The 14,928-nt window shown below is 51.6% G+C and carries 13 protein-coding genes and 1 tRNA gene; 12 read left to right on the top strand and 2 right to left on the bottom strand.

The window, feature by feature from the left end; translation table 11 throughout:
* The first annotated feature begins 230 nt into the window (after positions 1 to 230).
* The 7 genes from ACK3CV_RS02905 (at position 231) to ACK3CV_RS02875 (ending at position 8,533) form a co-directional block, all read left to right on the top strand.
* Positions 231 to 1,010, top strand: a complete 780-nt coding sequence (locus ACK3CV_RS02905) for an RNA polymerase sigma factor (protein WP_489009796.1) — start codon at positions 231 to 233, stop codon at positions 1,008 to 1,010.
* Positions 1,007 to 1,588: a hypothetical protein gene (locus ACK3CV_RS02900; protein ID WP_002431130.1), complete on the top strand. Its 582-nt coding sequence runs from the start codon at positions 1,007 to 1,009 to the stop codon at positions 1,586 to 1,588. Before ACK3CV_RS02905 ends, ACK3CV_RS02900 begins: the two co-directional genes overlap by 4 nt.
* A 1-nt stretch (position 1,589) precedes the next feature.
* The gene (locus tag ACK3CV_RS02895; protein WP_489009795.1) at positions 1,590 to 5,000 is read left to right on the top strand and encodes a UvrD-helicase domain-containing protein; all 3,411 of its coding nucleotides are present in this window, start codon (positions 1,590 to 1,592) and stop codon (positions 4,998 to 5,000) included.
* A 65-nt stretch (positions 5,001 to 5,065) separates the two neighbouring features.
* Positions 5,066 to 5,821 (top strand): multiubiquitin domain-containing protein, encoded by a 756-nt coding sequence (locus tag ACK3CV_RS02890; protein ID WP_001091050.1) that lies wholly within the window; start codon positions 5,066 to 5,068, stop codon positions 5,819 to 5,821.
* A complete protein-coding gene (locus ACK3CV_RS02885; RefSeq protein ID WP_489009794.1) occupies positions 5,796 to 6,971 on the top strand; it encodes a ThiF family adenylyltransferase in 1,176 nt (391 codons plus the stop codon). The genes ACK3CV_RS02890 and ACK3CV_RS02885 overlap by 26 nt, the downstream gene beginning before the upstream one ends.
* The gene (locus tag ACK3CV_RS02880) at positions 6,968 to 7,426 is read left to right on the top strand and encodes a ubiquitination-like system serine protease family protein (protein ID WP_489009793.1); all 459 of its coding nucleotides are present in this window, start codon (positions 6,968 to 6,970) and stop codon (positions 7,424 to 7,426) included. The genes ACK3CV_RS02885 and ACK3CV_RS02880 overlap by 4 nt, the downstream gene beginning before the upstream one ends.
* 552 nt (positions 7,427 to 7,978) lie before the next feature.
* Positions 7,979 to 8,533: a hypothetical protein gene (locus ACK3CV_RS02875; protein WP_217295351.1), complete on the top strand. Its 555-nt coding sequence runs from the start codon at positions 7,979 to 7,981 to the stop codon at positions 8,531 to 8,533.
* 357 nt (positions 8,534 to 8,890) lie between these two features.
* On the opposite strand, the gene ACK3CV_RS02870 is transcribed toward ACK3CV_RS02875, so the two are convergent.
* The gene (locus ACK3CV_RS02870; RefSeq protein ID WP_489009792.1) at positions 8,891 to 10,150 is read right to left on the bottom strand and encodes a tyrosine-type recombinase/integrase; all 1,260 of its coding nucleotides are present in this window, start codon (positions 10,148 to 10,150) and stop codon (positions 8,891 to 8,893) included.
* Between the two features lie 198 nt (positions 10,151 to 10,348).
* Positions 10,349 to 10,433: transfer RNA gene (locus tag ACK3CV_RS02865), tRNA-Leu, on the bottom strand.
* Positions 10,434 to 10,515: 82 nt separating this feature from the next.
* Here ACK3CV_RS02865 and ACK3CV_RS02860 point away from each other — a divergent pair.
* The 5 genes from ACK3CV_RS02860 to deoC all read left to right on the top strand — a co-directional run bounded on the left by ACK3CV_RS02860 (position 10,516) and on the right by deoC (position 14,879).
* Positions 10,516 to 10,770, top strand: coding sequence for a hypothetical protein (locus tag ACK3CV_RS02860; RefSeq protein ID WP_164141556.1), 255 nt, complete (start codon positions 10,516 to 10,518; stop codon positions 10,768 to 10,770).
* Between the two features lie 55 nt (positions 10,771 to 10,825).
* On the top strand, positions 10,826 to 11,593 hold the full coding sequence (locus ACK3CV_RS02855; protein WP_033652797.1) for a DeoR/GlpR family DNA-binding transcription regulator: 768 nt from the start codon (positions 10,826 to 10,828) through the stop codon (positions 11,591 to 11,593).
* A 30-nt stretch (positions 11,594 to 11,623) separates the two neighbouring features.
* Positions 11,624 to 12,589, top strand: coding sequence for a D-erythronate dehydrogenase (gene denD / locus ACK3CV_RS02850; RefSeq protein WP_164141555.1), 966 nt, complete (start codon positions 11,624 to 11,626; stop codon positions 12,587 to 12,589).
* Positions 12,589 to 13,974: a GntP family permease gene (locus ACK3CV_RS02845; RefSeq protein ID WP_074027173.1), complete on the top strand. Its 1,386-nt coding sequence runs from the start codon at positions 12,589 to 12,591 to the stop codon at positions 13,972 to 13,974. The genes denD and ACK3CV_RS02845 overlap by 1 nt, the downstream gene beginning before the upstream one ends.
* A gap of 191 nt (positions 13,975 to 14,165) precedes the next feature.
* Positions 14,166 to 14,879, top strand: coding sequence for a deoxyribose-phosphate aldolase (gene deoC / locus ACK3CV_RS02840; RefSeq protein WP_202637347.1), 714 nt, complete (start codon positions 14,166 to 14,168; stop codon positions 14,877 to 14,879).
* Positions 14,880 to 14,928 lie beyond the last annotated feature (49 nt).

Here is a 14,928-nt window from a genome sequence, read left to right as displayed (position 1 = left end):
AAACCTGCTTGTAAGCTGGCTCTTTTGACTTATGTCACCGTTGCTTGAGACGCATAACCAAAAAACCTAACCAATTGAATAAAAAGGAATTTATTTAAAATACGTTGTGATTTTCACCAATATTTTGGCGTATGAAGCAACCATTGGGTTAACGTGATCGTAGCTTTAAAATTTGGTTGAGCCTAGCTATGGTATCTGTTCTATGGACGAGTAATCTATTGGAGGTTGCATTGATCGTTCCACTTCAAAAAAAAACTGAGGCTGGAAAGCCTTACACACGTATACCTGAAAATGAAATCAGGTTGGTGGAACTTAGCTCTGTTTCAGATGAAGATCTGGTAGAGCTGTGTCGGCAGAGTAGGACACATCCGCAATACGTTCCCATCGAATGTCTTCTTTACTACGTCCGACGCTGCGCATCAACTAACCCATCCCTTTTTGAACAGCTCTTCAAGGTTCTTTCAGAACGAATACTTAGGAAGCTTCCGAGATCCGAAAGCCAAGGCGGAATTACTGTATCAATGACAAATAGCGACATCCGAGAAGATGTGTATGACCGCTTCATTGAGATGCTTATGATCGACAAAGCAGGCTACGAAGAACGATTGGACATGTTCGAAGTGCGTTTTGATCTGGCTTTATCGAGATTAAAAAAAGACGCTCAAAGGAAATTTTATCGGGCTGAGAATAGAAATACCGATTTGGGATTTAATGATGATTCGGCCGACCTTAATCCAGAAGTTGAGACTGCATCTGAGGGGTATGATCCTTTTGAGGCAACAGATATCGATAATTATCGTTACCGTTGTAGGCTTGATGCGGCGATTGAGACTCTACCTGAACTACAGCAGAGAATCATTGAAATGACCCGATTAGATATTCCAATAGACTCGATTGACCCAAATGAGATGACTATTTCCAGGGCACTCGATAAGGTTGAAAAGACCATTCGTAATCAAAAAAAGAAGGCACTCGCAAGTCTTCGTATACTGCTTCAAGGGGACCTATGATGACAGGACTTTCACCTCAAGCATCCCTGGAAGAGGTACTAGAGTCATTCTCTATAGAGCATGATGTAGGTACAGCAACCTTGCAAAAATATCTTGCTGCATATCCACATTTTTCAAATGAAATCATAGATCTATCTCGTGAAATGGCAAGAACATTAGCAGAGGATGAGGAACCGCTATCTGAATATGATCGCTGCTTGATCAGTTCGGCCGTCACACGCATCCAAAATGCTCCAGGAAAAACGATGATAGATCCATTCGCTGATCTCTCAGTTCAAAAAATGCGTGATATCTCCAAAACACTAAACTTACCTCGACAGGTAGTCATGGCATTTAGGGAGCGAACCGTAGCTCCAGGATCTATTCCTCAGCGATTTTTAAGCAGATTCGCTGAACTGCTGCAAAGCAGTGTACAACATCTCACAACCGCACTTGAAAAGCCCCCCATGGCGGTTGCAGGAAGTTATAAGTCCGACGGGAAACCGTGCAATGTGCAGAAGATTACTTTCGAACAACTCCTTCGAGATGCTGATTTGTCTGAAGAAGATATCGCTACCTTAATGGAAGAGGACATTTAACGTGCAAGCCGTGGAATTGGCCCGCGAGGCCGCTGCTGTTCTACATGATCAAGCTGTAGCTTCCGGACATGACCCATGGAGACCATACGAGTTTGCTGTTGCAGAGGCTGACAGAAGAGGCTTTGACGTAGAGGGCACAAAGAAAGGCTCACCTAGCCTCAGAGGGGCGCGAGCACGTTTCTTCCCAATGGAGAAGTTCATCCTCCACGAAAAATGCACAACCCTTTTTGAACAAGCGTTCCTAGTTGCCCATGAAATAGGTCACGCTGAACTTGGCGACGACATTGAAGAGGATGACCAAGGTTATACTATAGACCCAACAAGAACCTCCGAAGCTTCTCCGATGGGGGCTGAGCGGGTTGTTGACTATAGTCGCAGGCAGCGTCGAGAGGTCCAAATGGATCTATTCGCGCGTGAGTTTCTGCTCCCCCGGCATGTAGTAAAAGCGCTTTATCTGGAAGGGATGAGTGCGTTAAGTATTGCAGAGAAGCTTGGTGCTCCCTTCGATGTGGTTGCGCAACAGATATTTGATGCATTGTTACTACCCTCACCTTTACCTGAAGATACAGAGCCCGCGATTGAATACCCATTGAACGCAGAGCAGGATAAAGCCGCCGCCCATCGAGGCCCGGCCTTTCTGCTTGAGGCCGGGCCTGGTACGGGCAAGACTCAGACTCTAGTGGGACGGGTAAAAGGATTGCTTTCCGATGGCGTAGATCCAAGAAAAATTCTTTTGCTGACGTTCTCTAACAAAGCTGCGGGGGAAATGGCTGAAAGGATAGCTCGCGTTGACACGGAAGCTGCAGCTGCAATGTGGATTGGCACTTTCCACTCATTCGGCCTCGATCTGATTCGTCGATTTCATGACGAACTGAATTTGCCGCTCGACCCTCGACTGCTGGACCGGACGGAAGCAGTAGAACTGCTGGAACATGAGTTTCCTGTATTAGATCTGGTTCATTATCGCAATCTTTACGATCCAACCCGGATGATTGCTGACATCCTCACCGGCATCTCTCGTGCCAAGGACGAGGTAGTCGATGCAAAAATCTACCTCGCGTTGGCACAGGCCATGCGCGATAGAGCTGTTGGTATTGAAGATATAGCAACGGCAGAAAAAGCCATTGAAGTCGCCAAAGTATACGCCACTTACGAAACCCTCAAAAAGCAGGCTCGATGCATTGACTTTGGGGACTTGGTTTCATTGCCAGTGACGCTTCTTGAAGAAAATGAAGCCATTCGATCTCACATCCAATCCACTTATGAGCACGTTCTAGTCGATGAATATCAGGATGTGAACCATAGTAGCGTACGACTGCTAAAAGCCCTTTGTGGCGATGGCGAAAACTTGTGGGTGGTTGGAGATGCTAAGCAGTCAATCTATCGCTTCAGAGGCGCTTCGTCATTCAACATGACTCGTTTTGGGAATGAGGATTTCCCAGGCGGGTTGCGATATCGTTTAAAAACGAACTACCGGTCTGTACCCGAAATAGTGTCGGCATTTTCAAATTTTGCGCTGAATATGGCTGTAGGGGATGCTGACAGTGATTTAAACGCAGAACGGAAAAGTGATGCCCAGAAACCTGAGCTGCGTTGCGTAGATCAAGGATTTCTTCAAGCGCCCTCAATTGCGGACGCGATAAAGGAGATGCAGAACTCCGGTTACAAATACAGTGATCAGGCAATCCTGTGCACGGGCAATGAGAAGCTTTCAGAAATCGGGCAACAACTTGAGCTCTTAGGCATCCCTGTACTTTACTTGGGTAGTGTATTTGAACGCCCCGAGATAAAGGATTGGCTGACACTGCTCTCCCTCTTAGTAGATCGTCGTGCAATGGGCTTGGTGCGAATAGCTTGCCTGCCTGAGTTTACGATGTCACTGGATGATGTTGGCAGTATCCTTACACATCTGCGTGAAGATGAAACCGGAAGTGATTGGAAAACCAAAATCGATGACTTTCAGATCTCAGACGATGGGCGCACAGCCTTAAATCGGCTTGTCAAAACACTTAGCGGTTTTAGTGCAAATGACTCCCCTTGGAGCGTGCTGGCAACTGTACTTTTAGACAGGACGCGAATCGCGGCCCGTATGGCAACATCAACAGACTCCAGTGTCCGCTCCCAATGTATCGCAACTTGGCAGTTGCTCAATTTTTTACGAGCACAACCCCTTAGCGGGGAAGGGGTATTTATCACTCGCACATTAGATCGCATCCGTCGTTTGGTTCGGCTAGGGGATGATCGCGATCTTCGGCAGCTTCCGACGGCAGCACAAAGCATTGATGCAGTGCGTCTCATGACCATTCATGGAGCAAAGGGACTCGAATTCCCTGTGATTCACTTACCCGGTATGAACGCAGATACTTTACCAGGTAATCCGCAGAAGCAGGTTTGCCCACCACCCAATGGCATGATTGCAGGGGGTGGGTCCAATGCCAAGGAACAATTTAATCTGGAGTATAAGGCGGAGAGAGAATGCTTATTCTACGTTGCGTTGTCCAGAGCTGAAGATCGGCTATTTCTCTATGCTACTACGCGGAATGCTGCTGGCAGCACTCGAAAGTTATCTGACTTTTTAAACCGTATAGGGCCCAGCTTAGTTCAAAATAACGTAAAGCCTCTACATGCGGTAATCGAAAAGCCCGAGTCATTACCTGTGGATTGGGTTATCAGCGGAGACCTAGTTCTAAGTGGTGCTCAGATTTCCCTGTATGAGTCCTGCCCTCGCCGTTTCTTCTATACGCACATTCTCCAAATTGGAGGACGGCGTACTCCAACGCCATTCCTAAAGATGCATGATGCTGTTCGCAATGTATTCCAGGAATTGGCCAACACTGCGCCCGTAAAAATAACGGACATAGAAGATAGGGTCACGCAGGCATTTACTATCGAAGGCCTAGCTGAACACGGTTACGCTCCTGAATTTAAGTCACTAGCAATTGGCATGGTTAACTATTTCGCTTCGATTAGGGAAAGCCACAACTCTGAAGCAACCTGTGTCTTCACAATAAAGCTTGGGGAAACCTTTATCACCATACAACCTGACGATGTATTGGTTCATCCAGATGGACGTAAAACATTTCGCCGGGTGAGAACAGGACATAAAAGAGATAAAGAAGAATCGGACTTAGGCGCGGCTGCCTTTGTACTCGCAGCACGGCAGGCTTTTCCAGATGCAATGATGGAGTTAGTACACCTTTCTGACCAAACAGTGACACCAATCAATCTGACCGCTAAGCAGTTGGATAACAGGTATAAAAAAATTCTTACTACCCTTGACTCAATAGTTAAAGGAGTCTTTCCAGCAGAGCCATCATCTCGAGTATGCCCCTCCTGCCCGGCATTTTTCGTCTGCGGATTGACGCCTGCAGGCGTGCTTCAAAAAAAATCTAAAAAAAATTTACCGGTCTGATTGACCTGCATCGATTGAGTAGTAGAGCCAGACACCGTCTGGCCAAACTCAAAAGGTGATGCAAAATGAATACTGAAAATATAAACGATATTGACGATGTCGGAGAAGCAATTCGCGAAGGCCGTGCTCTGCGTTCAGCACGCGCATACCGCATCTTGTTTGCCCAAGAAAACCTGGCTTTTCGCGCAATCGAAGTCAATGATCCTGTGCCACTTGGTCGTCAAATCCTGATTGCTGCTGGCCTACGTGCAAATGATGATTATAGCCTGTTTGCCATTCTGGAAACGGGGGATTTCGAAGACTTGCGCCTTGATGAACCCTTCGATTTACGCGGTCGAGGCGCAGAGCGATTTGTGGCCTTCCAGACCGATCGCGATTTCAAACTGACGATTAATGAGAGTCAAGTATCATGGGGCAAGCCCGCAATTTCAGGCTCCGCGTTATACGACCTGGCGAAACCCAGCGACGGAGATGCCGTTTTCATGGTTATTCGTGGTGGAAACGATCGTCAGATTGAACCGAACGAGGCCGTAGATCTTACCGCCCCGGGGGTTGAACACTTCATCACTGCACCAAAGCGCAAACCGAAGATTGACATCGTAGTCAATGGTCGCGAAGTCCAGGTATGTGATAGTCACCAAACTTTCGAGCAGTTAGTTGCTATCGCTTACCCTGGTGAAGCTCCAGCACCTGAGATTGTGTACTCAATTACATATCGCGGCGTGGCCTCAAAGCCACATAGTGGTGAATTGGCCGCTGGTGGCTTTGTTGAGGTAAAAAATGGGAGCGTGATCAATGTCAGCCGCACCATTCAATCTTAATAGCGACCTTAAGCGCTTGCGTGAGGAAGGATACTACGTACAAATCGTGGGTGGCTTCTTGGTGATGCGTGAAGTGCCGTATGTTAACGCGCAGTTGGAAGTTAAGACCGGCACGCTCATCTCAAGTCTTTGCATGTCTGGAAACGTTACTCAAAAGCCAGAGCCGCACACGATTCACTTTGATGGAGACTATCCGTGCAATTCCCAGGGGGCGCCCATCCAAGCTATTGCACATCAGAGCGTTGCGGTGGATCTGGGACATGGGTTGAGTGCTCAGCACATGTTCTCCAGTAAACCCGGGCCAGAGGGTTACAGCGATTATCATCAGAAGATGACGACGTACGCGACAATCATTTCTGGCCACGCAGCGATCCTCAGACCTGACGCTACTCCACGTGTGTTTAAAAATCCCGACGAGGAGGATGGCTGTGTATTTAACTATCTGGAAACTGCTTCAGACCGAGTGGGAATAGGGGCGTTGACCGCACGACTTGAAGGTCAACGTATCGCTATCCTTGGCACTGGTGGAACAGGATCCTATGTGCTGGACCAGTTGGCGAAAACTCCAGTGAGTGAGATACGCCTCATCGACGGTGATGATTTTCTTCAACACAACGCTTTTCGTGCCCCAGGCGCGCCGTCGATAGACACTCTCCGTGAGGTGCCAAAGAAAGTGGATTACCTAGCGGGTATCTACAGTAATATGCACCGCCATATCGTGCCACATGCAGTGCAAATGGACATAGATAATCTCAACCTTCTGGACGGAATCAACTTCGCCTTCCTTTGCATGGACGCTGGCGAGCCGAAGCGCTTGGCGGTGCAGAGGCTAGAGGATATGGGAGTATCCTTCGTAGACGTGGGAATGGGCCTCGAGCTAGTAAACGGCTCGCTTGGTGGTATCCTCCGTGTGACGGCAAGTACCCCCAATAAGCGCGATCACTTTGGCAAGCGCGTGTCTTTCGAAGGTGGGGGAGTTGAAAATCTTTACGCGTCAAATATCCAAGTCGCAGAACTAAATATGATGAACGCGGCACTTGCCGTAATTAAATGGAAGAAACTCCTCGGCTTTTATCGTGACCTAGAAAACGAACATCACTGTTCCTATACAACCGACGGAAATATACTGCTGAATGGTGACTCGCTATGATTCGTCATAACCAGCTTACCCCCTGCTTTGTAAAGGGGGTACCGCGTATACTTGAACCTGGCATTTTGTACGTTTCAATGGAATACGGTACCGTGGTCCACAGTTGCTGTTGTGGCTGTGGCCTTGAAGTAGTGACACCTCTGACTCCAACAGACTGGCGTCTAACCTTTGATGGGGAAGCAATTTCGCTTTGGCCATCGGTAGGCAACTGGAATTTACCCTGTCGATCGCACTATGTGATTCAAGGTAATCGAGTGGTAGAGGCTGGGCATTGGGACAAAGCTCAGATTGATGCAGAGAGGCGTCGCGACAAAGCGGCTAAGGCGCGCTACTACTCACAAATTGTATCTCCTGGGGCTCAGAAAGAGTTGAAACCGAAGCCTACCAATGGGCCTGCTGGGACGATGGCTAACCGAGAGAGCATTTGGGCCAAGCTACTGCGATGGTTAAGTTAGGGTGAGGGCTTCAAAAGCCTTTCATTTTGCTTCGGTTGCTTACTGGGCACGGATCAATTAATGCATTTTTTATAAGGAGATAACTGCAACCGTCAACAGTATTTATCGGAAATTATCAAAACCAGATGTGTTTTAGTACTTAAATATTCGGGGCAGATGATACACCCAGAATTTAAACATCGACAATTAGCACGTTAAGGAAAACCCAAAAGGCAGCTTATTCAACATGCCGTCTTTCTGAGCAAAATGTGGGTATGTCTAATCATTTTAACTTTGGATCCATTTAATGTGTTGCGTGATGCCTTGCTCTAAGTTGAAAAGTACAAGCTGAAGTTTAGATCCAGAAATTGACATTGCTCAAAAAAATATTTTTATCATTGTGCAGTTCGTCATGATCGTCACAAACCTACAGAAACAAATTAAGGAGGTAATGAGCTGTTTCTCTTAGGGTATATTTTAGTTAGCCTCATGTTCATATGATAGTCAAACAAAATTAGATTAAAAGTTTAGTTAATACTGTTTTATTTAAAATGATATAGAGGAGTAATGTAAATGATTAAATGGATGCGGAAAGTTTTATTGTCAGATTGCACCCCCTCAGTTATATGCTTTTTTTTACTATTAAAAATGGATTATTCAATATTATCTAGTTGGCCGCAGAATCAATCAATTGATAATAGAGTTAAGCTAGCTTTGTTATTTATACACTTGATTATGATATTTGCAATTCTTTCCCCACTTATAAGTCGGTTATTATCACGTGTAGGTAATGAAAGGTTAAATAAATTTATCGCTCTACCAAAATCGGATAAAAACATCACGTATATTGATTTATATGACTTTTTAAGCGGCCTTGCTTTATCTGCGTTTTACTTGTCCATCCTACTTTTTACAATGAAGGAAGTTTACGAGGTAACTGGATGGGTTATTTCCGGCATATATGTTTTTTTAATGTTTATTTCTGCCATTTCAATTGCCTCACTTTCATTAATGAGATTTATATGGCTGTTTGTTAAATATAATAAATATACCTATTCAGTTGTTGCTTTACTTGCGAGTAGTATGTGTATGGCAGTTCTAGGTGTAGCCATGAGAATGGCCTCATAATGCTCAACTCGCACTTATTGTAGAAAAATCACAATAGCAAATAGGAAAAAATAGTTTTACGACAGGGTACTTTATTAGTTTTCATTCCTGTCTTTATAGATAATAGGGTTAAAAATAGTACTTATTAATTGTCAAATAAACAGTCTAGGCGCAACGACGACTTTGTGTTGAGATTTTACCTTCGCTATAAAGTCGAAAATTACATGGGCGTAAAGTCCGTTTCACGCCCTAAAATGTTCAACGAGATCCAGTAAAGACGAGTTTTGCAATTCTAGTACCAGAATTATTTCGTTTCTTCATGGCGAATTCTGATCCGCCCGCATTGTTAAATGATCCACATCTATTTAACAATTATTTTTATCTTAGAAACTGTTTCCCGAAGTCAAACGGACTAACCCCCCTCTCCCGATTGGCATCCAGATAATCCGCCCACCACTGTAGCATCAGCCTCCTCTCTCCCAAATGCTCCGCCTTATGAATGTAAGCTGCCCGAACAGAGCTACGCTCCTGATGGCTCATCTGCCTCTCCACCGCATCCCTCGACCACAATCCTGATTCAATAAGTGAACTACACGCCATAGTCCTGAATCCATGCCCACAAATTTCCGTTTTCGTGTCATAGCCCATCACTCGTAGAGCCTTGTTCACCGTGTTCTCACTCATGGGTTTACGCGGATCGTGATCTCCTACGAAGATCAGGTCACGGTTCCCACTCATACTTCTGATCTTTTCCAGAATGGCCAGCGCCTGGCGCGACAAGGGAACAAGATGTGGAGTACGCATCTTCGAACCGCGCTGAGAATGCTTGACTCCTTCCAGTGGCTCACGCTCACCGGGGATCGTCCACATGGCCGTTTCAAAGTCTACTTCTGACCAACGGGCAAAACGCAGCTCACTTGAACGGATGAAGACCAACAAAGTGAGTTCAGCAGCCAATCGAGTTAAGGGTCTGCCAGAATAGTGATCTATGCGGTGAAGTAATTCGGGAATACGTTCAAGATCCAGAGCCGCACGGTGCTTTCTTTTAATCGTAGCAACCGCACCAGCAATCTCTTGCGCGGGGTTGTAGTCGATTAAGCCGCTCTGAACGGCAAACCGCATAATCGCAGTAGTTCGCTGTTGCAAACGAGCCGCAACTTCGAGTCGTCCGGATGACTCCACCGCTTTGATGGGTACAAGCAGATCCCGAGTCTTCAGTTCCGCAATATTCCGCTTACCAATGGCAGCAAAGAGATTATCCTCTAGGCTCTTCAATACACGAGCGCTATGCGATGCCGACCATTTCTGGTTGCTGGCATGCCAGTCTCTGGCGACCACTTCAAACGTTATCGCCTCTTGCTCCTGCTCTACCTTAACGGCTTTCTTGTTCTCACTGGGATCAACACCATTAGCTAATAGCTTACGGGCCTCATCCCGGCGTGCCCTAGCATCCGCAAGCGAAACTTCAGGATATTTTCCCAATGCCAGCATTTTCTCTTTGCCGCCGAAGCGATAGCGAAGCCGCCAGTATTTGGAGCCGTTCGGGTGAACCAGCAATATCATGCCGTCGCCGTCAGTTAGCTTATAGGCTTTTACTTCAGGCTTAGCCGAACGAACCTTCACATCACTCAGAGCCATGATGAGTATCCTTTCAAGGGTTCTGTGTGGGTACAAGCATAATCGAACCGGTATATACCCGCAGTTGTACCCGCATCAGTAAGTTGATGTAGATTGAATCAGGTTGACTTAGGTTGAGTGAAAAAGCGAGGAAAGCCTTGCGGATACAGGATTTCAGGCACAAAAAAAGACGTCCGTTGACGTCTATTGATGTTCCGATGGTGCCGAAGGCCGGACTCGAACCGGCACGTATCTCTACGGTTGATTTTGAATCAACTGCGTCTACCGATTTCGCCACTTCGGCACTGAAGTAGTATGCGGAAAACGGGTGCATTATACCTTCCCGCGATCGTCACGCAACACTTATCCGTTGTTCAATGAGTTAAGTGTCGAAAAAAGCGCCGCAGCGCACGTTTGCCTGCCCTTCCTCGCCGCTTTCCCGCCCCGCCCGCTTCACAAAACTTGTGGCCCGTCACATTAATTATCACAACATGGTGTTGCGCGACAAAACGTCGATAAAACCCAATAACAAACAATTAATCATAAAGTTAAATAACAAAACCGCCCCAACCCCCACGCCGGCATTTGTGATAACTGTCGCTTACTTGTTAATCGCGATGGTTGAAGATGTTCCTCCATAACAAAAAATAACAGCTTCGCGGCGCCCCTGCCGCCGCCGGGGCCACAGGAGCGAACATGATCCCGTCTGAACGCCGCGATTACATCTATCGCTATGTGCATGAATACCAGCTGGCGAGCATCAGCGCGCTGTCGGAGCTGATGAGCGTCTCCCACATGACGGTGCGGCGCGATATCCGCGTGCTGGAAGAGCAAGGCAAGGTGGTCAGCGTCAGCGGCGGCGTGCGCCTGAGCGAGGCGCTGCGCCAGGAGCTGGCCTATTGCGAGAAGGCGCAGCTGCACCATCGCCACAAGCGCGAGATCGGCAAATACGCCGCCAGCTTGGTGGAAGACGGTCAGGTGGTCTATCTGGACGCCGGCACCACCACCTTCGAGATCGCCCGCAGCCTGGCGGAGCGTTTCAATCTGACGGTAGTCACCAACGATTTCTCCATCATCCAGCACCTGATGAATCGCCCGCAGCTCAGCCTGTTCCACACCGGCGGCCAGGTGGATCAGCGCAACTACTCCTGCGTCGGTAACAGCGCCGCCATGCTGTTGCGCAGCCTGAATATCGACGTGGCCTTCATCAGCACCAGCTCGTGGGATCTGGAGCACGGCCTCTCCACGCCGCACGAGGAGAAGGTGCTGGTCAAGCAGGCGCTGCTGGAGGTCGCCCGCCGCCGGGTGCTGGTCTCCGACAGCAGCAAGTACGGCAAATACGGCATGTTCCGCGTCTGTCCGCTGGAGGCGCTGAGCGACATCATCTGCGACGCCGCGCTGCCGCCGGAGGCGCAGCAGCTGCTGCGCGAGCGCGGTCTGCAACTGCACAACGTCCAACTCTGATAACAACAACGCTAGGGAAAGGAGCACCATATGAACATCGTCATCACCGGCGGCGCCGGTTTTCTCGGCCAGCGGCTGGCGAAAGCGCTGCTGCACAGCAGTTGCCCGCTGGCCTTCGACACGCTAATTCTGGCGGACATCACCCCGCCGCCCGCCCCGCTGCCGGATGCGCGCCTGCAGTGTCTGGCACTCGATCTGTCGCAGCCCGGCGCGGCGGAGCGGCTGATCGACGCCGACTGCGGCGTGCTGTTCCACCTGGCGGCCATCGTCAGCAGCCATGCGGAGAGCGATTTCGATCTCGGCATGCAGGTCAATTTCGATGCCACCCGCCAACAGCTGGAAGCGGCGCGCCACCGGGCGCCGGGCATGAAATTTATCTTCACCAGTTCGCTGGCGGTGTTCGGCGGTGAGCTGCCGCCGGTGATCGACGATCGCTGCGCGGTCACCCCGCAATCCTCCTACGGCGCGCAGAAGGCGATGTGCGAGCTGCTGATCAACGACTATGCGCGCAAAGGCTTCGTCGATGGCCGCGTGCTGCGCCTGCCCACCATCAGCGTGCGGCCGGGCAAGCCGAACAAGGCGGCCTCGTCGTTCGCCAGCGGCATCATCCGCGAGCCGCTGCACGGCGAGCCGGCGGTGTGCCCGGTAGACGCCGAGCTGGCGCTGTGGCTCTCCAGCCCGGCCGCGGTGGTGAGTAACTTCATCCACGCCGCCACGCTGCCCGCTTCGGCGTTCGGCGCGCTGCGCACGCTCAACCTGCCCGGCATCAGCGTGCGCGTGCGGGAGATGCTGGAGGCGCTGTGCGCGGTGGCCGGTGACGCCGTCGCCGCACGGGTGCGATTCGAGCCGGACGCCGCCATCAACCGCATCGTCGCCGGCTGGCCGGGCGAGTTCGACACCCGGCGGGCACAGCAGCTGGGCTTTATCGCCGATGAAAGCTTCGAGCAGGCGATCCGCGCCTTTATCCGCGACGACATGCCGCAAGGCGGAGGCTGATCATGGCGATGTATACCCCAATCATCGGGCTGGCGGTGGCGGTGTTTGCGCTGATTTTCCTGGTGCTGCGCACCCGCGTGCATGCGCTGATCGCCATGCTGATCGCCGCCTCCATCGCCGGCATAACCGGCGGCATGGGCGCCACGCAAACCGTCGACGCCATCACCAAGGGCTTCGGCTCCACGCTCGGCAGCATCGGCATCGTCATCGGGCTGGGGGTGATGATGGGCCGGGTGCTGGAGGTCTCCGGCGCCGCCGAGCAGATCGCCTACAGCTTTATCAAGTGGCTGGGCAAAAGGCGCGAGGAGTGGGCGCTGGCCATCACCGGCTATATCGTCAGCATCCCGATCTTCGTCGATTCGGCGTTCGTCATCCTTTATCCGCTGGTCAAGGCGCTGGCGAAAAAGGGCAAGCGCAACCTGCTGACGCTCGGCGTCGCGCTGGCCGGCGGGCTGATCCTCACCCACCACGCGGTGCCGCCGACGCCGGGGCCGCTGGGCGTGGCGGGCATCTTCGGCGTGGATATCGGCGCCATGATGCTGGCCGGGCTGGTGCTGGCCATCCCCTGCGTGATCGGCATCGTGCTGTATGCGCGCTGGCTGGGCGCGCGCTACCCGGACTTTATGCCGCAGGAAGAGGAAGCGCCGCAGGATCTGCGCGCCGCGCATCAGCAGTATCTGGCGGAGAAAGAGGGCAAGGCGCTGCCGAGCCTGATGTTGTCGCTGCTGCCGATCCTGACGCCGATCGGGCTGATCTTCGTCAACGCGGTCAACAATATGCTGGCCAAGCGCGAGGGCATGGGCTGGCTGGCGGAGAGCCTATGGGGCCAAAGCTTCGCGTTTCTCGGCTCGCCGATGATCGCGCTGGCGATCAGCGTGCTGCTGGCGGTGTACACCCTGATGCCGCACGCCAACAAGCACGACACGCTGGAGCGGCTGGAAGAAGGCCTGCAGACCGCCGGCATCATCCTGCTGGTTACCGGCGCCGGCGGCGCGCTGGGGGCGGTGCTGCGCGAGAGCGGCGCCGGCACGCAGCTGGCGGAACAGGTCGCCGGGCTGCCGATCTCGCCGGTGCTGATCCCGTTCGTCATCGCCACGCTGGTGCGGGTGATACAGGGCTCCGGCACGGTGGCGATGATCACCGCCGCCTCTATCTCGGCGCCGATCGTCAGCCTGCTGCCCGGCGTCAATATGCTGGCGGCGGCGCAGGCGGCCACCCTGGGTGCGCTGTTCTTCAGTTACTTCAACGACAGCATGTTCTGGGTGGTCAACCGCATGATGGGCATTAAGGACGTGCGCCAACAGATGATGGTGTGGTCGGTGCCCACCACTATCGCCTGGGCCATCAGCCTGTGCGGCGTGGTGTTGCTAGACTGGCTGCTGTAACGCTTCCTCCCCAACGTCAACCCCAAGGCGCGATCTGTTAGATCGCGCCCTTTTTTCTTCTCCCTTTCACGCCCCTCACCACAAAACCGCAGAACCGATCACAATTTCACCAAATGCTGATTTTAAAGCCATATGAAAGAGAATAAGGTGAATAAATAAAATCAAATGAAAATAAAAGAAGGATAAACGCAATGAATGAAACAACCAGACGCATGGCCAGGTTGATCGACCTGAGCGCGGTGCAGGCCACCAATACCGAGGAAGATGTGCGCCACTGCGCCGCGTTGGCCAGCCGCTATCGCATCATCTCGGTACACGTGCTGCCGTGCTGGACGCGTTTCCTCAGCACCCTGCTGCCGGAGCGCGGCCAGGCGGACGTGATGATTGGCGGGCCGGTCGGCTTTCCCGGCGGCGGGCAGACCACCGATCTCAAGGTGCAGGAGGTGCGCCAGCTGATCGCCGAGGGCGCGCGCGAGGTCGATATGGTGGTGAACATCGGCAAGGTGCTGTCGGGGGATTACGACTATGTGCGCGAAGATCTGCGCCGGGTAGTCGAGGCCGCCGCGCCGGTGCCGGCCAAAGTCATTCTGGAGACGCACTATCTGAACGAGCAGCAGATCCGTCGGGTGTGCGATATCGCCGTCGAGGTCGGCATGGCCTGGGTGAAAACCTCCACCGGCTGGGCACCGACCGGTGCCACGGTAGAGAAAGTGGCGATCATCGCCGATCAGTTGCGTGGCCGCATCCCGATCAAAGGAGCCGGCGGCATTCGCGATCTGGACACGGTGCGCGCGTTGTATCGGCTGGGCGTACGTCGCTTTGGCATGAGCGCGGCGGCCACCCAGCGCGTGCTGGAGCAGCTCGAACAGGATCCAGGCCTGTTCCCGGAACTGAACGATAACTAAATCCTGCGCGATCCCAGCGCACGCTTCTGCGGGTGGCCCGCGCCATCTG

It is taken from the genome of Serratia sp. TSO36, assembly GCF_057808395.1.
Note: the sequence above shows the minus strand (reverse complement) of the source record. Positions and strands in the feature narration are given on the sequence as shown.